Source organism: Mycobacteroides chelonae CCUG 47445 (genome assembly GCF_001632805.1).
Taxonomy (GTDB): domain Bacteria; phylum Actinomycetota; class Actinomycetes; order Mycobacteriales; family Mycobacteriaceae; genus Mycobacterium; species Mycobacterium chelonae.
The window spans coordinates 1,028,527-1,048,046 of record NZ_CP007220.1; the positions used below are offsets into that span (position 1 = coordinate 1,028,527).

Below are 19,520 nucleotides of genomic sequence, written 5' to 3' on the forward strand. Positions count from 1 at the left end.
GAGGTGGGAATCTCGGTGATTAGACACGGATTTCGGTTTGGCACGAATCTGATCTCCCATGGCGATCCTGTCCAGATCCGTGAGCAGGTGCGGCAGGCCGAGGATTGCGGGGTGGACGTTGTTGTGGTTCCCGATCACCTTGGTGTGGGTGCGCCCTTCCCGGTGATGCTTGCCGCCGCGAGCGCCTCGACGAGCATCCGGGTCGGAAGCTTCGTACTGACTACCGGTTTCTATTCGCCGCGTCTACTTGCGCGCGACATTGCCACGATCGACCGGCTCACCGGTGGCCGCGTCGAGATCGGATTGGGGGCCGGTTATGTCGAGCAGGAGTACGAGGCAGCGGGAGTGCCGTTCCTGAGTCCCGCCGGACGCGTGCAGCAGCTCGCCGATGCTCTCGGCGCGCTGCGGGGGCTGCTTTCAAGCCCGCAGCATTGGCCGCGGCCAGTCCAGGTTCCCGTGCCGATCATGATCGCGGGCAAGGGGGACAAGATCCTGAAACTCGGGGCGCAGCAAGCCGATATCGTTGCGATCTCTGATGCGAAGACGAACACCGATCTCGCCGAACGTGCCGCATATGTGCTGGCAGCGGCCGGTCAACGCACTGACACGCCGGAACTGAACTTGGGGATATTCGATGTTGCGATTGACCGCGCACCTGATCTGGGGCTGATGCGTGTCTACCGGCCACATGATTCCGATGAACAGTTACTCGCCTCTCCTACGCTGTTGCACGGGTCCAAGGGGGCACTCATCGAGCGGATCATCGGGCTACGCGAAGAACTGGGCATTTCCTATCTCACGTACATGGGAGTAGATCCACGCGGGCTCAAGGATTTTCACTCGCTGATTGCCGCCCTCAGATAGTGACTTTCGCATCTAGTTATGGCCGCCGCGGTCGGCGATCATGCAGTCATGACGCCCGAATCGCAACCCGTGACCCTGCTGGAAAAGTACGAAAGCTGGACGCTGCTGTCCAGCGCCAAGCTGGGCAGATTGGTCGTGGTGATCGATGGAAGACCCGAGATCTTCCCGATCAACTTCGTGACCCAGCGCGGCACCGTACTGTTCCGGACGGCTGAGGGCACCAAGCTTTTCGGTGCCGTCGTGAGCGACGAGGTGCTGTTCGAGGCGGACGATCACAACGACATTGGTGGCTGGAGTGTCGTGGTGCGTGGTGCGGCACAGGTGCTGAACTCGTCGGCCGATATCGACGAGGCCGACCAGGGTGGCCTCTACCCGTGGATACCCACTGTGAAGCTGCATTATGTGCGCGTCATCCCGGCGCAGATCACCGGCCGCCGTTTCGTTTTCGGACACGAGCCGGACGGCGGCCACGTTCCGGGCTAGTGCCCGACGTGCGCCTCGGCGCGCATGCGCTCGGACATGTGCGGGTAGTGCAGCTCGAATGCCGGGCGCTCCGAACGGATTCGGGGCAGCTCGGTGAAGTTGTGCCGTGGCGGCGGGCAGCTGGTGGCCCACTCCAGGGAGTTGCCGAAACCCCACGGATCGTCGACCGTGACAACCTCGCCGTACCGGTAGCTCTTGAACACGTTCCACACGAACGGAAGCATCGACGAACCGAGAATGAACGCACCGACCGTCGACACGACGTTCAACCCCGTAAAGCCATCGGTGGGCAGGTAGTCGGCGTACCGGCGCGGCATACCCTCATTGCCCAGCCAGTGCTGCACCAGGAACGTGGCATGAAAGCCGATGAAGGTCAGCCAGAAATGGAACTTGCCCAGTCGTTCGTCGAGCAGGCGGCCCGTCATCTTCGGGAACCAGAAATACACGCCAGCGAAGCTGGCGAACACGATGGTTCCGAACAACGTGTAGTGGAAATGCGCCACTACGAAGTACGAGTCGGTGACGTGGAAATCGATGGGGGGAGCGGCCAGCAGCACACCTGTGAGGCCACCGAAGAGGAAGGTGACCAGGAAACCGATCGAGAACAGCATGGGGGTTTCGAAGGTCAGCTGGCCCTTCCACATGGTGCCGATCCAGTTGAAGAACTTGATGCCCGTCGGGACGGCGATCAGGAACGTCATGAAGGAGAAGAACGGCAGCAGCACGGCGCCGGTGGCGTACATGTGGTGCGCCCACACCGCGATGGACAGCGCCGCGATACCGAGCGTCGCGTAGATCAGCGTGGTGTAACCGAAGATCGGCTTGCGGCTGAACACCGGGAAGATCTCCGAGACGATGCCGAAGAACGGCAGCGCGATGATGTACACCTCGGGGTGTCCGAAGAACCAGAACAGGTGCTGCCACAGCAGGACACCGCCGTTGGCGGGATCGAAGATGTGTGCGCCCAGGTGACGGTCGGCGGCGAGCCCGATGGCAGCCGCGGCCAGCAGCGGGAACACCAGTAGCACAAGCACACTGACGACCAGGATGTTCCAGGTGAAGATCGGCATCCGGAACATCACCATGCCGGGGGCGCGCATGCACACGATGGTGGTGATCATGTTGACCGCACCGAGGATGGTGCCCAGACCGCCGACGGCAACGCCCAGGATCCACAGGTCAGCACCGGCACCCGGCGAGTGGATGGCATCGGAGAGCGGGGTGTAGGCGGTCCAGCCGAAGTCGGCGGCGCCGCCGGGGGTGATGAAGCCGGCCATCGCGATGAGAGCGCCGAACAAGAAGAGCCAGAAAGATAATGCGTTCAGTCGGGGAAAGGCCACGTCGGGGGCGCCAATCTGCAATGGCAGCACCACGTTGGCGAAGCCGAACACGATGGGCGTTGCGTAGAACAGCAGCATGGCGGTGCCGTGCATGGTGAAGAGCTGGTTGTACTGCTCGTTGGACAGGAACGCGAGCCCCGGCGTGGTGAGTTCGGCGCGGATCAGCAGCGCCATCAGACCGCCCACCATGAAGAAGGCGAAACACGTGACGAGGTACATGATTCCGATCAGCTTGTGATCGGTGGTGGTAACAAGTCTGTAGATAAGAGAGCCTTTGGGCCCTAGTCGAGGGGGAAAGGGGCGACTTGCCGTCAGTTCGAGAGATGATGTAGCCACAGGAAACCTCCATACGAGACAGTCCGATTCGCCTGTGTACGTGAGGCATTTCCTGTGGACATCATGCCATAGTCGCTACACGTCGCGCGCCCGCTGTAGATCGGCTATCGAGGACCAGTCCAAGTCGGCCTGCCCGTTGGCCAGCGCCTCATCGAGAACCGTTCGCAGTACTTCGCCGAAGGGCAGTCGCAAGCCGGTATCTGCCGCGACGTCGAGAGCCAGCCCTACGTCTTTGCGTCCCAGAGTGGTTGTGAAACCAGCAGGTTGGTAGGTGGAGGTGGCGATGAGATTGCCGTAGCTGCTGTATGCCGGACCCTGGAACAGGGTACTGGTCAGCAAGTCGACCAGTAGTTCGGAATCTACGCCGGATCGTTCGGCCATGCTGACGGCCTCGCTCAGAGACTGGATGGCAGACGCGATCAGGAAGTTTCCGATGATCTTGACGACATTGGCCTGTCGAGGCACATCGCCTAATCGCCAGGTACGCGCCCCGATGATGTCCAGGAATGGTTGTGCTCTGTCGATGTGGTCCGAGGCGCCCGCCGATAACACCTGTAGTTGGCCGGCCTGTGCCACGGGGACCCGGCCGAACACGGGCGCGGCAACGTATCCCACGTTGTACTCGGCATGCAGTGCCGTGGCCCGGTCGGCCAGCTGCGTGCTGACGGTCGCAAGGTTGACATGCAAAGCTCCCGATGCTGCCCCGAGAATCTCTGCTGTCAAAAAGGTTTCGGTTACGGCGTGGTCATCGGCCAGCACAGAGAACACCACTGCGGAGTCAAAGGCCCGTGCGGGGGAGTGGAGTGGGCGAGCGCCCGCGGCCGCCAATTCGTCGACGGCGCCGGGAGACCTGTTCCACACGGAGACTTCATGTCCGGCCTGAAGAAGATTGTGTGCCATGGCCTTTCCCATGGCTCCCAGTCCGACGACGGCTATTGTGCTCACGGGTGCGCTCCTGTTTCAGTAGGCCAATTGGTGAAGATCTCGGTGTAGTCGTGGCTCATCAGTTCGATGACGGTCCCCCATGGATCGGTGAGGTAGGACATGGACCATGGTCGGCCCGCCACGACGGGACGCGGCGGGGTGATGACCTGTCCACCGGCCGCGGCAACGGCGTGCGTCTGTTTCTCTACGTCGGGAACCGTGAGGCATAGATGCCAGGTGCCGCGCCGGGTGTATTCGACGGGTACGTCAGATCGTGGATCCGTGACGGGATCGATGAATTCGAACAGCTCGATGCCCACCCCGTTTCCTGTCTGTAGACCAGCCATGCGCGCCTGGCCGAATCGACTGTCCAGCCCCGGTGGGAGCTCACCGGCCGGCCCGGGTTCGAGTGTGCGTGGACCCATGATGCATTCGAATCCGAACACTTCGCGATACCAGTCGATTCCCGCAGCGATATCGGGAACGGTGATCCCGACGTGATTGACGGACATCTCTCCTCCATTGAACTGGTTTAACCGGTTCTACCGTAGGGCATCATCGATACCTTGTCGAACCGGTTAATGTGGTTCACATGGCAGAGGATCCTCGAGTGGTGTTCCGGCTGGACAACGCGGTACTGGCCTTCCGTTTCACCGCGACGGTTTTTGACCGCGCCGGGGCGGCACGCGAGCGGCTCACCGACCCGGGGCGGCTGGGGCTGTGGTTGCGGGCCAACGGGTTGAGTTTCTCGGGTGAGCCGTTGACCGAAGCGGAGCTGGCAGCAGCCGCGGAGCTTCGCGAGACCATCCACCGTGCGGGTGCGCAGGTCGCGGGCGGCGGCAGGATCGCACCGGCAGCGGCCCGGGTGTTGAACTCCTTCTCCCGAAACGGAAAGGCGCACCGGCTGTTCGAGAACGGCGAGGCAATCTGGCAGGGCGAGTGTGTCGCGGACGCGCTGTCGATCATTGCCGCCGATGCCATTGAGGCACTGGGTGGACCCGATCGCGATCGGGTGAAGTCATGCTCGGATGAGCAGTGCCATGGCCTCTACGTCGATACCAGCCGCGCCAATAATCGGCGCTGGTGCAACATGAACACCTGCGGGAACCGCGCCAAAAAGGCTGCCATGAGCCGCCGCGGTTAGTGGGCGTGCATGACGCCCCAGGTCGGCAGGGGATCGGGGAAGCTGTGCCAGGTCTCGGGGCCACCGGCGAGCTCATCGTCGGTGAGTAGCGCGGATTCCAGGAGATGCTGCACACGCGGTCGATCCAGCCGCACGCCGATGAAGACAATCTCCTGCCCCGGCGTGACCTCGGTGTTGCGCCAGAACTGCGCGGGTTCGATCGTCAGGTTCGGTCCCGCCTGCGACCAGATCGCCGCGATGTCGGGGCGGCTGGCGATCCAGCAGAATCCCTTGCTGCGCAACAGTCCTTGCAGCGCTTCCAGCGCCGCGTTGAGGCGTTGGGGATGAAACGGCCGGTCCGAGCGGAAAGTCATGCTGCTGATGCCGTATTCCTCGGTTTCGGGTGTGTGCCCGTCGGCGATCTCCTCGTCCCAGCCCGGCGCCTGGGCGGCCAACTCGGGGTCGAACAATCCCGTCTGTAGTACGAGATCGAGGTCGACGGAGCCGCCGGTGGAGCGCACGATCGTCGCCGTGGGATTGAGACGGCGCAGTAGTGTCTCCACCATCCCGAGGGTCCGTTCGTTCACCAGGTCCACCTTGTTGAGGATCAGAACGTCGGCGAACTCCACCTGATCGGTGAGTAGGTCGGCGATGGACCGGGCATCCCCGTCGGCGGCGGCCATATCGCGGTCGGCCAGGGCCTCGCCGCGTGCCAGCTCGGGCAGGAAGGTGGAAGCATCGACGACCGTCACCATGGTGTCGAGCTTGGCCACCTGCCCGAGGCTCGTTCCGTCCTCGAATTCCCAGGTGAACGAGGCGGCCACCGGCATGGGTTCGGAGATGCCGGTCGATTCGATGACGAGTTGGTCGAATCGGTTCTGTCGGGCCAGGTTTCCGACGGCTTCGATCAGATCCTCACGCAAGGTGCAGCAGATGCAGCCGTTGGTGAGTTCGACGAGCCGCTCCTCGGTGCGGTCCAGGTGTCCGGTGCCCGCAACGAGGGCGGCGTCGATGTTCACCTCGCTCATATCGTTGACGATCACCGCGACGCGGCGTCCCTCGGTATTGGCAAGGATGTGGTTGAGCAGGGTGGTTTTTCCGGCTCCGAGAAATCCGGAGAGCACGGTTACGGGTAAGAGCTGGGCTGTAGTCACATGATAATGATAACCATTATCATTAAGAGGTGGACGCCAGGATGCCCTTCAACGTCTCGCGCCCCTCAGAATCCAGCGGTAGTAGCGGGCGTCGTGGATTGCCGACGGCGCGTCCCTGCAGTTCCAGTCCGGCTTTGACGGTTGTCGGTAGGCCCCCCGCCACGATGAACTGCAGCAGCGGCTTAAGTCCCTTATAGATCGACGTGGCGTCCTCATGGCGCCCGGCGCGCACCGCCTCGTAGAGATCCAGGCACGGTTGCGGTGCCAAACACGGTGCGGCGGTGCACCATCCGGACGCGCCCGCGTTGAGGGCATCGAGCACCAGCGGGTTGCTGCCGTTGTAGAAGGGCAGCTGTCCGTCGCTGAGGCGTTGAATGCCGAGCATTCGGTTGAGATCGCCCGTCGACTCCTTGACCATGGTGAGGTTGTCGATGTCGCGGAACATCGAGACCAAGAGCTCGGGCCTCATATCCACGCCGCTGGTGGCGGGGTTGTTGTAGGCCATCACCGGAATGTCGATGGCCGCCGCCACGGAGGCGTAGTGCTGCGCGATCTCGCGGTCGCTCAGTTTCCAGTACGAGACCGGTAGCACCATCACCGCATCGGCCCCGGCCTGCTGGGCATGCCGGGCTCGCCGAATGGTGTTGGCCGTGGTCAGGTCCGAGGCTCCGACAATGACGGGCACCCTCTTGTTGACGGCCGCGACGGTGGTGTCGACCACGGCGTCGAATTCGCGCTCCTCGAGATAGGCGGATTCGCCGGTGCTGCCCAATGGCGCGATGGCGTGGACCCCGTCCTCGACGAGCCGGGACACCAGTTCGGCGAGCCGATCGGTGTCCACGGCGTCATCGGGAAAGAAGGGGGTGACGGGGTAGGCGATGATTCCGTGAAACTGTGGCGTGGATGTCATGCGGTCTTCCTCAGGGTCGCAGGGTGATTGGCGAGTGCGGTGCGGGCGTAGTAGGCGAAGTTGGCAATGCTGCGCCGGGGAGTGAGCGTCCAGTCGTGGGCCTCGCGGGCCAGCCGGTCGGGCAGAGGGGCGATGGTGCCCGCTGCCATTGCGGCGAGCTGCAGCTTGGCGCCCCTCTCGATCAGCACCGCCAGCGAGCAGGATTCTTCGACGGAGGCGCCGGCGACGACATGGCCGTGGTGGGCGAGCAGTATCGCCTTCTTGTCTCCCAGTGCGGCCGAGATGATCTCGCCCTCTTCGTTTCCGACGGGCACGCCGGGCCAGTCGGGCAGGAAGGCGCAGTCGTCATACAGCGGGGCGATATCCATTTGCGACACCACGAGCGGCGTCTCCAGCATGGACAGTGCCGCGACATGAAACGGGTGAGTGTGCACGATGCACTGCACGTCGGGGCGGGCACGGTAGATCCAGCTATGGAAACGGTTGGCGGGGTTGGCCATTCCGGATCCTTCGAGAACGTTGAGGTCCTCGTCAACCAGCAGCAGGTTCTCCTCGGTGATTTCGTCGAATCCAAGTCCTAGCCGCTGGGTGTAGAAGGTGCCGGGCTCTTCGGCGCGCGCGGTGATCTGTCCGGCGAGGCCGGAATCATGCCCGCGATCGAACAGTGCGCGGCAGGTGAGTGCGACCTTCTGTCGTGTGGTCCATTCCGAGTCGGAGAAGTGTGTCTCCATGCTGCGCTCGGCGCGATTCATCAGAGCTGACTTGGTGTCCTGAAGTGTGGTGGCCATTTTCCGTGCTCCTTTCTGATCTCGGGCTGTTCGATCACCACCATATGACACAAAGTGTCATATGGTCAACAGTGTTGTATCGGGTTTGTCATCGGTGGCTAATAGGAACCTTCGTGTCACACTGGCCCCATGACATCGCTGGTTCGTGCGCTGCGCCGGGAACGTGGCCTGACCTTGGAAGAGCTGGGCAACCGCACCGGTCTGACCAAGAGCTACCTATCGAAGGTTGAGCGAGAGCACAGCACGCCATCGGTATCCGTTGCGATACGCATCGCTCAGGCACTTGAGGTCGATGTCAGTCGGCTGTTCACCAACGACGCCCATGAGTCCCGCGTGGTGGTGGATCGCGGCGCCGATGAATGGGATGACAGCAAGTTCCACGCGCTGAGCACCGAGATGCTCGGCAAGATCATGACGCCGTTCCTGGCCAGCCCCTCCACGGAGTTCGCCGAACACAGGTCATCCCACGAGGGCCAGGAGTTCGTGTTTGTGCACCGCGGGTCGATCGAGTTGCAGTGTGAGGACGTCAGTTATGTCCTCGACGAAGGGGACAGTGCCTACCTTGACGCCACCCGCACCCACCGGATTCGCCGCATATCCAAGACGCAGGCGCTGGTGGTCATCGTCGCCGCAACCTAACGGGTTCGGCCCCGCGCCTCACGGTAGTAACGCACCAGTGCGTCGGTGGAGCTGTCGGTCTGCTGGGCCGGGGATGCGTCGTCGGTGATGACCGGCAGCAGGGCGATGGCCTGCTTCTTGCCCAGCTCCACACCCCACTGGTCAAAGGAGTCGATACCCCAGACCGTCCCCGCGGTGAACACCTCGTGCTCATAGAGCGCGATCAGCTGTCCTACCGTCGAGGGGGTCAGCTTGCTGGCGAGAATGGTTGTGCTGGGCCGGTTTCCGGGCATCACCTTGTGAGGCACGACATGAGGCTCGGTGCCTTCGGCGGCGATCTCCTCGGCGGTCTTGCCGAAGGCCAGCACCTGCGTCTGCGCGAAGAAGTTGCTCATCAGCAGGTCGTGCATGCTGCCCGTGCCGTCGGCCGTGGGCAGATCGTCGGTGGGCTCGCTGAAGCCGATGAAGTCGGCCGGAATCAACCGGGTGCCCTGGTGCAGCAGTTGGTAGAAGGCATGCTGACCGTTGGTTCCGGGTTCGCCCCAATAAATGTCGCCGGTATCGACGGTCACGGGTGCGCCATCGGCCTTCACCGACTTTCCATTGGATTCCATGGTCAGCTGCTGCAGGTAGGCCGCGAAGCGTGCCAGGTCGTTCGAGTAGGGAAGCACCCCACGTGACTGTGCGCCAAAGAAATTCGAATACCACAGACCGATGAGGCCGAGCAGCGCCGGCGCATTCTCCGTCAGGGGTGCGGTGCGGAAATGCTCGTCGACCGTATGGAACCCGGCCAGGAATTCACCGAATGCCGCACGTCCGATCACCGCCATGACGGACAGACCGATCGCGGAGTCCACCGAGTAGCGACCGCCGACCCAGTCCCAGAAGCCGAACATGTTCGCGGTGTCGATTCCGAACTCCGACACCAGCTTCGCATTGGTGGAGACGGCCACGAAGTGCTTGGAGACGGCATCCTCACCGAGTGCGTCCACGAGCCAGCGCCGTGCCGCCGTCGCGTTGGTGAGCGTCTCCAGCGTCGAGAACGTCTTCGAGGCGACGATGAACAGCGTTGTCGCCGGGTCCAGGCCGGCGAGTGTGGCCACCAGGTCCGCGGGGTCGACATTGGAGACGAAGTGCGCCGAGATCCCGGCGTCGGCATAGTGTCGCAGTGCCTGGTAGACCATCACCGGCCCCAGGTCCGAACCGCCGATCCCGATATTGACGACGGCGGTGATGCGCTGCCCGGTGGCCCCGGCCCACTCGCCGCTGCGTACCCGGTCGGTGAAGTCGCCCATGGCATCGAGCACCTGGTGCACATCGGCGACAACGTCCTGCCCGTCGACCACCAGCTGCGCGTCGCGCGGCAGGCGCAGCGCCGTGTGCAGGACCGCGCGGTCTTCGGAAGTGTTGATATGCGCGCCGGCGAACATCGCATCGCGGCGCCCTTCGAGATCGGCCGCTTTGGCCAAATCGACTAACAGCGAAAGCGTTTCGCGAGTCAGGCGGTGCTTGCTGTAATCGATGTACAGGTCACCGACCGTCACGGTCAGGTCGGTTCCCCGGGTCGGGTCGTCGGCGAAGAACTCTCGAAGGTGGGTGGAGGCGATCTGCTTGTGATGAGTTTCCAGTGCCTGCCACGCCGCTGCGAGTGTCATGCGACCGAGCCTAGTAGTGGGGCTCGGACGGCGCAGTGCTGCCTACTGGTTGGCGCAGGTCACCCATCGACTGCTGATCCGGGCGAACCCGGCGATACCGGTCTTGGTCTCGGTCTTCCCGTCGGCCGACGCGGTGATCGTCACCCGAGAAGAGGCGGTATCGCCGTTCACGACCGTCTTTTCCACCTTGTCCACGTTGATCTTCAGATCATCGGGCTGGCCTTGGAGGTCCTCGTCGGTGATCTTCACGCAGGACAGCGCGTTGAGCACGTCGAGATCCTTGGCGCCCAGCGCGGCATAGAACGCCTTGAGCACGTTCGTCAGCTCACGCTCCTCTTCCTTGGTGCCCTCGCGCGGCACCGACGACGTGGTGGGGCCCGGTACCGAGATGCTGGTGGTGGCCGTCCCCGTGCCCGTTGTGGTGGTGGCCGTGGTTGGCGTGGCAGAGGTTGAGCTTGCGCCGCTGGTCGACGTGCTGGCGGAGCTGGTGGTGGCGCTGCTCGTGCGGGTCCGCGACTTCTTCGTGGTCGTCGTCGTGCTGGTGCTGGGCGCCGCAGGGTTCACCAGAGGGACACCGAGCTTGACGGTCGGTCGAGACTGGGGTGTGTCCTCGATGGTCCGGTTGTTCTCGACCCAGAGGCCCGCCGCAACTGCCGTCACCGCGACGAGGCAGACCGCCAGTACCCCGATGACAATCTTCGTGGCGTGCCTGGCGACGAACCGGCGCGTGGGCGTTGGCTCGGCGGCCACGGCCGCCTCCAGCTCGTAGTCCACCGGTTCACGGTCGCCATCTCCGGTCGTGCCGTCCTCCGGGGTGGGCTTGTCCGCGGCGACGTCATCCGCGGCATCAGGCTTATCCGCACTCTTGTCTTGGTCGCTCAACGGATCCCTCCCTCATCGCCGATCCCCGCTGGGATGCGTCGGATCAGTGTCCCAATCTGCCGCGACCCAGACGCAGCAGCAGCATGGCCAGGGTATGGCCTTCCTGGCCGAGTTCGCTGAAGCGCTCGAGAACCTTCATCTCGCGACTGTGCACAAGGCGCGGGCCACCCGAGGCCATCCGGGCCTTGCCGATTTCACGGGAGACCTCCGTGCGGCGCTTGATCGCGGCGAGGATCTCCGCGTCGAGCCGGTCGATCTCCTTGCGCAGCTCATCGATGTCCGGCGCGGGCTCGGCAGCGTTGTTGGCGGCGTTCTCGGTCATTTGAGTAGTCATTCTGTCTCACACTTTCTCTTGGAGCGGTTCGATCCGCAATGGCGCCCCGGAATCCGGCCTCACAAGAGAGGAGCCCCGTAGTCCGGTAGCGGACTGCGGGGCTCGTGAATCGGCTAGACCACGGGCACCGGAGTCCGGTACCCGTAGAAAAATCGCTCGTGGTGGTCAAGCACATCAAAGAGTGTAGCTGACGTGCGATGAACGCCGATGCGAAGAGCGTCAGGCCAAGATTGTCCCTCGTCAGCGGTAAGTTAGATCGGTCATGGCTACACCTGATTCTCTTCGCTCCAGCGGTTCATCGGCCCTCCCCGAGCCCGCGCTCTTCGACATGCCCAGCGACTCGAGTTCGCACAGCGATGCCTTGCTCGATGGCCTGAATCCGCAGCAGCGGGCCGCCGTCGCACACCAGGGGACGCCGCTGCTGATCGTCGCCGGCGCCGGGTCCGGGAAGACCGCGGTGTTGACCCGTCGCATCGCTTACCTCTTGGCCGAGCGTGACGTGAGCCCAGGTCAGATCCTGGCCATCACCTTCACCAACAAGGCCGCCGCCGAGATGCGCGAGCGCGTGGCGAACCTCGTGGGCCGACGTGCCAACTCCATGTGGGTTTCGACCTTCCACTCCAGCTGCGTGCGCATCCTGCGGAACCAGGCTTCGCTGCTGCCCGGATTGAACTCCAACTTCTCGATCTACGACTCCGACGACTCCCGGCGGCTGCTGCAGATGATCGGGCGCGATATGAGCCTGGATATCAAGCGCTACTCACCACGCCTGCTGGCCACCGCGATCTCGAACCTGAAGAACGAGCTCATCTCACCGGAGCAGGCGGTGGCCAACCTCAGCGTCGACGACGATGCCGGTGAGCTGCGCCGAATCGTCGCCGACGTGTACGGCGAATATCAGCGGCGCCTGCGTGCGGCCAATGCCCTGGACTTCGACGACCTCATCGGTGAAACCGTGGCCGTGCTGCAGCAGTTTCCGCAGATCGCGCAGTTCTACCGCCGCAAGTTCCGGCACATCCTGGTTGACGAGTACCAGGACACCAACCACGCCCAGTACGTGTTGGTCCGTGAACTAGCGGGTGCGCACGTGGACCGCGCGGTTGATCCGGACAGCCCGGAACCGGCGGAGCTGTGCGTGGTGGGCGACGCCGACCAGTCCATCTACGCGTTCCGTGGTGCCACGATTCGTAACATCGAGGAATTCGAGCGCGACTATCCCAACGCGAAAACCATTCTGCTGGAACAGAACTATCGATCCACGCAGAACATATTGAGTGCCGCCAACGCTGTTATCGCCAAGAACACGAACCGCAGGGAGAAGCGGTTGTGGACTGATTCCGGTGAGGGCGAGCTGATCGTCGGCTACGTCGCGGACAACGAACACGACGAGGCGTCGTTCATTGCCCGGGAGATCGACGGACTTTTCGATCGCAGCGACGCCAACTACGGCGACGTCGCGGTGTTCTATCGCACCAACAACAACTCCCGGTCGCTTGAAGAGATTTTCATTCGAACCGGTATTCCGTACAAAGTCGTTGGGGGAGTGCGGTTCTACGAGCGTAAAGAAATTCGCGACATCGTCGCGTACTTACGAGTGCTGACCAACCCGGGTGACGCGGTGAGCCTGCGGCGAATCCTCAACACCCCGCGCCGGGGTATCGGGGACCGTGCCGAGGCGTGCGTTGCCGTACACGCCGAGACCGCCGGGATCGGTTTCGGGGAGGCGCTCGCGGACGCCGCGGCGGGCAAGGTAGCGATGCTGAACTCTCGCTCCGAGAAGGCAATTGCCGCCTTCATGGATATGCTCGATGAAATTCGGGCCACACTGCGCACTGATCCGGGGGCGCTTCCCGATATCGGAGATGTGGTGGACGCCGTGCTCAACCACACCGGGTATCGATACGAGCTGGAGAACAGCAGCGACCCGCAGGAGCTGGCGCGACTCGACAACCTCAATGAATTGGTCAGCGTTGCACACGAATTCAGTGCTGATGCGGCCAACGCCCAGGCGGCCGGTGAGGATCTGCCGGTCGACGACGAGGATGTCGGTGCGCCCCCGGGAAGCCTGGAGGCGTTCCTGGAACGGGTGTCGCTGGTGGCCGATGCCGACGAGCTGCCCGAATCCACCGCCGGTGTGGTCACGATGATGACCCTGCACACGGCCAAGGGGCTGGAATTCCCGGTGGTCTTCGTGACCGGCTGGGAAGACGGCATGTTCCCGCACATGCGCGCCCTCGGTGATCCTGTGGAGCTGGCCGAGGAACGCCGGCTCGCCTACGTCGGGATCACGCGCGCCCGCCAGCGGCTGTATCTGAGTCGGGCCAAGGTGCGTTCATCGTGGGGGCAGCCCATGATGAATCCGGAATCGCGCTTCCTGCAAGAGATTCCGCAAGACCTGATCGACTGGCGGCGCACCGATCCGCTGCCGGGCCGTATCGCGACGGGCGCCGGAAGCTACGGCGGCGGTGGTTACGGCTCCAGCGGATCACGCGGAGGATTCGGCGGTGGCGGCGGATCGTTGGGTGCTCCCTCCAAGAAGCGCACCAAGCCGCTGCTGGTGTTGGAGCCCGGTGACCGCGTGAGTCATGACAAGTACGGGCTGGGCAAGGTCATGGAGGTCACCGGTGTCGGCGAGAGTGCCACATCGCTTATCGACTTCGGCAGTGACGGACGTGTGAAGTTGATGCATAACTTCGCGCCCGTCCAGAAGCTCTAGAACAAAAAAACACCGGGTGTGAGCGTCGATGCTCACACCCGGTGTTGAAAGCTATGTATCAGTCGCCGAAGCGGCTGAAGGTGATGCCCTTGTTGGCCAACCAGCCCTGCGGGTCGATGCGCTGCGAACCACCCAGCAGCACTTCGAAATGCAGGTGCGGGCCGGTGGAGTTACCGCGGTTACCGATGGTGGCGATGCGATCGCCCGCCATCACGCGCTGACCCACCGATACTTCCCACGTGTTGATGTGGCCGTACAGCGTCACGGTGCCGTCCGAGTGACGGATCTTGACCCAGGCGCCGTAACCAGCGGTCGGGCCCGTCGCGATGACGACGCCGTCGGCGGCGGCCACGATCGGAGTGCCGATGCTGTTGGCGATGTCGATGCCGCCGTGCAGCGCACCCCAGCGGTATCCGAAACCGGAGGTGAAGGTTCCGTTGGTCGGCATCACGAAGCGCGGAGCCAGCAGACGCTTCTCGCGGTCCGCCCGCTCAGAAGCGAAGGCGGTGGCCTTCGCCAGCTGCTCGTCGGTGATCGAGGTGTCGGTGGCCAGCGGAGCGGAGATCAACTGCGGTCCGTGGGCGGCCATCACCGCTGCGGAGCTACCCAACGCGAGACTGTGATGATCGGCGGCCGTCGCGGCATCGTGCTCGCTGAGGGCGGTGTATCCGGCGGCGGCAGCGGCGCCGGCGGCCATGGCCGCCAGGGCGATGCGTGTCTTGCCTACCTGGCCGATCTCGCGGCGGCGATGAACGCCTCCGCTGCTGATCCGGGGCAGCTTGTCGGTGGGGGTGTCACGGGGGTCCCTGGTGCGTGCCGCGGAGGCGGCGAACCAGTCCGCGGTGGCCTCGATGGAGGCACGAATCCGATCGGACTCGTCGGTGTCTTCTTCCCAGTCCTGCTCGATCTGATCGAGAGCGGTCTGTTGCTCGGTCTCGGCGCCCTCTTCGGGAGCGTCCTCGTAGACGTCGTAGTCCTCGAGCTCTGGGCGCTCTAGAGCGTCACTCAGGCCGAACTCGTCGATCGGCACGATGTTGGTGATCTCGTTCTCGGTCGGTGCCGTGCTCCGACCACCACGCGTGCGTGTCGTTCGATGCTGTGTCAAAACCCTGCCAGTCTTCCGTTCGGCGTCACGACTTAGCGTGACCAAAACGTGATCTAACCCAAGAGAAGGTAACGGTTGGGCAAGGGGAGTCGCAACTCAATGCGTGGAAACGCATATAAATGTGACTTGTGTCACGAAGTCGCTGATAGGGCTCCCGAGCCCGGGCATCGTTGCCGAATCTCGCCGGGGCTACCTCACCACAGATCACGGCCGTATGGCGACCCCTCGTGACCGAACTGAAACCGGTTACAGATGCGTTCGAGTCCTGCCGGGGGATGGCCAGCGGGTGAATTCTGCGGGTGACCAGGTGGTGAATTCGGCCACTTACTCAGAAGTAGTGAGGGGCCTCGCTGTGGCCTTGGCTACAGTCCCTAGTGCAATAGTGCCGACCCGACGTTCGACGAGGAAGATGGGCTAGCTAGATGGATTTATTCGAGTACCAGGCCAAGGAGCTGTTCGCTAAGCACAACGTGCCGACGACCCCGGGCCGGGTTACCACCACCGCCGAGGATGCCAAGGCGATTGCCGAGGAAATCGGCAAGCCAGTGATGATCAAGGCACAGGTCAAGGTCGGTGGACGTGGCAAGGCCGGTGGCGTGAAGTACGCCGCCACTCCCGATGACGCTTTCACTCACGCAGAGAACATCCTGGGCCTGGACATCAAGGGCCACATCGTTAAGAAGATCCTCGTCGCCGAGGCCAGCGATATCGCCGAGGAGTACTACATCTCCTTCTTGCTGGATCGCGCTAACCGCACCTACCTGGCTATGTGCTCGGTCGAGGGCGGCGTGGAAATCGAAGTGACCGCCGAGGAGAACCCCGACGCGCTGGCCAAGGTGCCGGTCGACGCGGTCAAGGGCGTTGACCTGGCTCTGGCGCGCGAGATCGCCGAGAAGGGCAAGCTGCCCGCCGAGGTGCTGGACTCCGCCGCGGTGACCATTCAGAAGCTCTGGGAGGTGTTCGTCGGCGAGGACGCCACCCTGGTGGAGGTCAACCCGCTGGTGCGCACCCCCGACAACCAGATCCTGGCGCTGGACGGCAAGGTGACCCTGGACGGCAACGCCGACTTCCGTCAGCCCGGCCACGCCGAGTTCGAGGACAAGGACGCCACCGATCCGCTGGAGCTCAAGGCCAAGGAGCACGACCTCAACTACGTCAAGCTTGACGGCCAGGTCGGCATCATCGGTAACGGCGCGGGTCTGGTCATGTCCACCCTGGACGTGGTCGCCTATGCCGGCGAGAACCACAACGGTGTGAAGCCCGCCAACTTCCTGGACATCGGCGGTGGCGCATCGGCCGAGGTGATGGCCGCCGGTCTCGACGTCATCCTGGGCGACTCTCAGGTCAAGAGCGTCTTCGTGAACGTGTTCGGTGGCATCACCGCATGCGATGCGGTGGCCAACGGCATCGTCGGAGCCCTCAAGACCCTCGGCGACACGGCCAGCAAGCCGCTGGTGGTCCGTCTCGACGGCAACAAGGTCGAAGAAGGACGGGCGATCCTGGCCGAGTTCAACCATCCGCTGGTTATCCAGGCCGAGACCATGGACGCCGGTGCCGACAAGGCCGCCGAGCTGGCGAGCAAGTAAGGGAGCTTGAATCAATGTCCATTTTCCTGAACAAAGAATCCAAGGTCATCGTCCAGGGCATCACCGGCGGTGAGGGCACCAAGCACACCGCGCTGATGCTCAAGGCCGGTACCCAGGTCGTGGGTGGCGTCAACGCCCGCAAGGCCGGAACCACCGTGTCGCACAAGGACGCCGACGGCAACGACGTCGAGTTGCCGGTGTTCGGCAGCGTGGCCGAGGCCATCAAGGAGACCGGCGCCGACGTGTCGATCGCCTTTGTGCCGCCCGCGTTCTCCAAGGACGCGATCATCGAGGCCATCGACGCCGAGATCCCGCTGCTGGTTGTCATCACCGAGGGAATCCCGGTGCAGGACAGCGCATATGCATGGGCCTACAACGTCGAGAAGGGCAACAAGACCCGCATCATCGGGCCCAACTGCCCCGGCATCATCACCCCCGGCGAGGCCCTGGTGGGTATCACCCCCAACAACATCACCGGCACCGGTCCGGTCGGTTTGGTGTCCAAGTCCGGCACCCTGACCTACCAGATGATGTACGAGCTGCGCGATTTCGGTTTCTCGACCGCCATCGGCATCGGCGGCGACCCGGTCATCGGTACCACCCATATCGACGCCATCGAGGCGTTCGAGAAGGACCCGGAGACCAAGATCATCGTCATGATCGGCGAGATCGGTGGTGACGCCGAAGAGCGCGCGGCCGACTACATCAAGGCCAACGTGTCCAAGCCGGTCGTCGGTTACGTCGCGGGCTTCACCGCCCCCGAGGGCAAGACCATGGGCCACGCCGGCGCCATCGTGTCCGGCAGCTCGGGTACCGCCCAGGCCAAGAAGGAGGCCCTGGAGGCCGCCGGTGTGAAGGTCGGCAAGACGCCGTCCGAGACTGCCAAGCTGGCTCGCGAGATCCTGCAGAGCCTGTAACGGTTCTTTACGCGAGGGCCCCGACCGGATTTCCGGTTGGGGCCCTTGTTGTTTCGCCGACCGCATACCTGGTGCGGCTGATTCAGGCCTGGGCGCCGCGTACGGTATGCGCTCGCGCGCGGTCGCCTGCCGGTGAAATTTGCTCCGCGGCAGGGTAATTCGCCCCTCTGAAGACAATGAATCTCCTGGCAGGCGATATTCGGTTTCATTCAATGAGATTGTGTGACTTACGCATGAACAATCGGATGACGCTGCCTGTGAACCGCTGATCAGCGACTATCTTCTCGATTCGTGGACCTCTCGTTCGACGCATCCGGACTGGTGCCGAGTGAGGATGGTTGGTACGACCCGGCGACGGGCGATCAGTTCTGGGTCTCCCACTCGCGCGGCGCTTACCTGTCGGTACCACTGGACGATCTGAACGCCGTGCGCCGCGCGCTTGTCGAGGCGGTGCTCAAACGCCGTGCGGGTGTGATCGAGGCGTACATCGTCGGCGTCGATACGCTGCCCGGACTGCTGTATGTGGTGAAGGTTCCGAAAACCGATGCCCCGCAGGGGCTCACCTTCATGGCCTCGATAGTTGTTCCGCGCGCGCATTCATATGCGATGGTTTGCGGGGCATTCGCGGAGGGGCCGGTGACCGGGCTGCGTGAGGCGGCCGTGCTCGAGGAGCTGTTGGCGGCCGGTGGTCCGTCGTCGAAAATGTGGCCGCCGCATCCCTACGCACCCGATCTGGAGCCGGGTATTCCGTACAACATCGCCGACGAAATACGTTGGGACATCAGGTTCCCTGACCACCCGCTGTCGCGCCTGCGGCGATGGGTGGCAAGGGTGACGCCGACCATCAGTGTGGAACAGAAGTTCGCCGCGCTGCCGCCGTTCTCGGTGCCTTAGGCGAACGCGGCCAGTTTTCCGGACAACCGCTCGATGTACGCCCGCACCTCTTCCTCGGAGCGGTCGGGCATCCCGAAAATCGCCTCGGTGACGCCCAACTCGCGCCAGGCGGCGAGTTGTTCGGGGTCCGGCTTGCCGGCCAGTACGTAGATCAGCGGATCGCCCTCACGGCCTGCCGCCGTCCATTCCGCTTTGAGTGCCACGATCTTGCCGGTGATGTCCTCGTCGCGTGGGGTGGACATCCAGCCGTCGGCGTTCTTGGCGATCCACTTGAAGTTCTTCTCGGTGCCGCCCGCGCCCACGATCACCGGCACATGCTTCTGCACGGTCTTGGGCCAGGCCCAGCTGGGGCCGAAATTGACGAATTCGCCTGAGTAGCTGGCCTCTTCGTTCTCCCAGAGCTTGCGCATCGCCTCGATGTACTCGCGCAGCATGGTGCGGCGACGACCCGCGGGAACGTTGTGGTCGGCCAACTCGTCGGTGTTCCAGCCGTATCCGACACCGACGGTGACCCGTCCGCCGCTCATGTGGTCAAGGGTGGCAATCGATTTGGCAAGGGTGATGGGATCGTGCTCGACGGGGATCGCGACTGCGGTCGCAAGCCGGATCTTTGTTGTCACCGCACACGCGGCGCCGAGGGACACCCAGGGGTCCAGGGTGCGCATGTAGCGGTCGTCGGGCAGTTCGGCGCCGCCGGTGCCGGGGTGGGCGGCCTCGCGCTTGACGGGGATGTGCGTGTGCTCGGGCACGTAGAAGGTGCTGAACCCGCCGTCCTCGGCGGCCTTGGCGGCGATGTCCGGCGAGATGCCGCGGTCACTGGTGAACAGAACGAGGCCGTAGTCCATCCACCAATTAGAACGTGTTCCAGTTTTGTTGTCGAGGGTGGGGCTC

19 protein-coding genes are annotated in these 19,520 nt (G+C 63.5%); 8 read left to right on the forward strand and 11 right to left on the reverse strand.

What is annotated here, in order from left to right; translation table 11 throughout:
- Window positions 1-15: 15 nt before the first annotated feature.
- Together BB28_RS05060 and BB28_RS05065 are read left to right on the forward strand one after the other, a co-directional pair.
- Entirely contained in the window at window positions 16-864 is an 849-nt protein-coding gene (locus BB28_RS05060; RefSeq protein WP_225421997.1) for a TIGR03621 family F420-dependent LLM class oxidoreductase, read from the forward strand.
- A gap of 48 nt (window positions 865-912) precedes the next feature.
- Window positions 913-1,347 (forward strand): pyridoxamine 5'-phosphate oxidase family protein, encoded by a 435-nt coding sequence (locus BB28_RS05065; RefSeq protein WP_046255545.1) that lies wholly within the window; start codon window positions 913-915, stop codon window positions 1,345-1,347.
- Here the strand turns inward: BB28_RS05065 and ctaD are convergent.
- The 3 genes from ctaD to BB28_RS05080 form a co-directional block, all read right to left on the reverse strand.
- Window positions 1,344-3,023, reverse strand: a complete 1,680-nt coding sequence (gene ctaD / locus BB28_RS05070; RefSeq protein ID WP_064393425.1) for an aa3-type cytochrome oxidase subunit I — start codon at window positions 3,021-3,023, stop codon at window positions 1,344-1,346. The genes BB28_RS05065 and ctaD overlap by 4 nt on opposite strands.
- 75 nt (window positions 3,024-3,098) lie before the next feature.
- Window positions 3,099-3,968 (reverse strand): NAD(P)-dependent oxidoreductase, encoded by an 870-nt coding sequence (locus BB28_RS05075; RefSeq protein WP_075874231.1) that lies wholly within the window; start codon window positions 3,966-3,968, stop codon window positions 3,099-3,101.
- Window positions 3,965-4,459, reverse strand: a complete 495-nt coding sequence (locus tag BB28_RS05080; RefSeq protein ID WP_046252719.1) for a VOC family protein — start codon at window positions 4,457-4,459, stop codon at window positions 3,965-3,967. The genes BB28_RS05075 and BB28_RS05080 overlap by 4 nt, the downstream gene beginning before the upstream one ends.
- 80 nt (window positions 4,460-4,539) lie before the next feature.
- Here BB28_RS05080 and BB28_RS05085 point away from each other — a divergent pair, with 80 nt between their 5' ends.
- Window positions 4,540-5,091 (forward strand): CGNR zinc finger domain-containing protein, encoded by a 552-nt coding sequence (locus tag BB28_RS05085; RefSeq protein ID WP_046252720.1) that lies wholly within the window; start codon window positions 4,540-4,542, stop codon window positions 5,089-5,091.
- Here BB28_RS05085 and BB28_RS05090 read toward each other — a convergent pair.
- From BB28_RS05090 to BB28_RS05100, 3 genes are read right to left on the reverse strand one after another with little or no spacing between them, the layout of a single operon-like run.
- On the reverse strand, window positions 5,088-6,224 hold the full coding sequence (locus tag BB28_RS05090; protein WP_046252721.1) for a GTP-binding protein: 1,137 nt from the start codon (window positions 6,222-6,224) through the stop codon (window positions 5,088-5,090). The two genes, BB28_RS05085 and BB28_RS05090, sit on opposite strands and share 4 nt — an antisense overlap.
- A 22-nt stretch (window positions 6,225-6,246) precedes the next feature.
- Complete coding sequence (locus BB28_RS05095) at window positions 6,247-7,134, reverse strand: dihydrodipicolinate synthase family protein (RefSeq protein ID WP_046252722.1); 888 nt, start codon at window positions 7,132-7,134, stop codon at window positions 6,247-6,249.
- Window positions 7,131-7,922, reverse strand: coding sequence for an aldolase (locus BB28_RS05100; RefSeq protein WP_046252723.1), 792 nt, complete (start codon window positions 7,920-7,922; stop codon window positions 7,131-7,133). The genes BB28_RS05095 and BB28_RS05100 overlap by 4 nt, the downstream gene beginning before the upstream one ends.
- Window positions 7,923-8,051: 129 nt before the next feature.
- Between BB28_RS05100 and BB28_RS05105 the strand changes: the two genes are divergently transcribed.
- Window positions 8,052-8,561, forward strand: coding sequence for a helix-turn-helix domain-containing protein (locus BB28_RS05105; protein WP_046252724.1), 510 nt, complete (start codon window positions 8,052-8,054; stop codon window positions 8,559-8,561).
- On the opposite strand, the gene pgi is transcribed toward BB28_RS05105, so the two are convergent.
- From pgi to BB28_RS05120, 3 genes are read right to left on the reverse strand one after another with little or no spacing between them, the layout of a single operon-like run.
- A complete protein-coding gene (pgi, locus tag BB28_RS05110) occupies window positions 8,558-10,195 on the reverse strand; it encodes a glucose-6-phosphate isomerase (RefSeq protein WP_046252725.1) in 1,638 nt (545 codons plus the stop codon). The two genes, BB28_RS05105 and pgi, sit on opposite strands and share 4 nt — an antisense overlap.
- A gap of 42 nt (window positions 10,196-10,237) precedes the next feature.
- Entirely contained in the window at window positions 10,238-11,077 is an 840-nt protein-coding gene (locus tag BB28_RS05115) for a hypothetical protein (RefSeq protein WP_046252726.1), read from the reverse strand.
- A gap of 43 nt (window positions 11,078-11,120) precedes the next feature.
- Window positions 11,121-11,411, reverse strand: coding sequence for a chorismate mutase (locus tag BB28_RS05120; RefSeq protein ID WP_030094504.1), 291 nt, complete (start codon window positions 11,409-11,411; stop codon window positions 11,121-11,123).
- A 361-nt stretch (window positions 11,412-11,772) separates the two neighbouring features.
- Here BB28_RS05120 and pcrA point away from each other — a divergent pair, with 361 nt between their 5' ends.
- Window positions 11,773-14,127, forward strand: a complete 2,355-nt coding sequence (pcrA, locus tag BB28_RS05125) for a DNA helicase PcrA (protein ID WP_030094505.1) — start codon at window positions 11,773-11,775, stop codon at window positions 14,125-14,127.
- 58 nt (window positions 14,128-14,185) lie between these two features.
- Here the strand turns inward: pcrA and BB28_RS05130 are convergent, their stop codons facing one another.
- Window positions 14,186-15,232 (reverse strand): M23 family metallopeptidase, encoded by a 1,047-nt coding sequence (locus tag BB28_RS05130; protein WP_030094506.1) that lies wholly within the window; start codon window positions 15,230-15,232, stop codon window positions 14,186-14,188.
- 422 nt (window positions 15,233-15,654) lie between these two features.
- On the opposite strand from BB28_RS05130, the gene sucC reads away from it, so the two are divergent.
- The 3 genes from sucC (at window position 15,655) to BB28_RS05145 (ending at window position 18,629) form a co-directional block, all read left to right on the forward strand.
- Window positions 15,655-16,818, forward strand: a complete 1,164-nt coding sequence (gene sucC, locus BB28_RS05135; protein ID WP_030094507.1) for an ADP-forming succinate--CoA ligase subunit beta — start codon at window positions 15,655-15,657, stop codon at window positions 16,816-16,818.
- Window positions 16,819-16,832: 14 nt separating this feature from the next.
- On the forward strand, window positions 16,833-17,735 hold the full coding sequence (sucD, locus tag BB28_RS05140; protein WP_030094508.1) for a succinate--CoA ligase subunit alpha: 903 nt from the start codon (window positions 16,833-16,835) through the stop codon (window positions 17,733-17,735).
- A 291-nt stretch (window positions 17,736-18,026) separates the two neighbouring features.
- The gene (locus BB28_RS05145) at window positions 18,027-18,629 is read left to right on the forward strand and encodes a hypothetical protein (protein ID WP_030094509.1); all 603 of its coding nucleotides are present in this window, start codon (window positions 18,027-18,029) and stop codon (window positions 18,627-18,629) included.
- Here the strand turns inward: BB28_RS05145 and BB28_RS05150 are convergent.
- The gene (locus tag BB28_RS05150; RefSeq protein ID WP_030094510.1) at window positions 18,626-19,474 is read right to left on the reverse strand and encodes an LLM class F420-dependent oxidoreductase; all 849 of its coding nucleotides are present in this window, start codon (window positions 19,472-19,474) and stop codon (window positions 18,626-18,628) included. The genes BB28_RS05145 and BB28_RS05150 overlap by 4 nt on opposite strands.
- Between the last annotated feature and the right edge of the window lie 46 nt (window positions 19,475-19,520).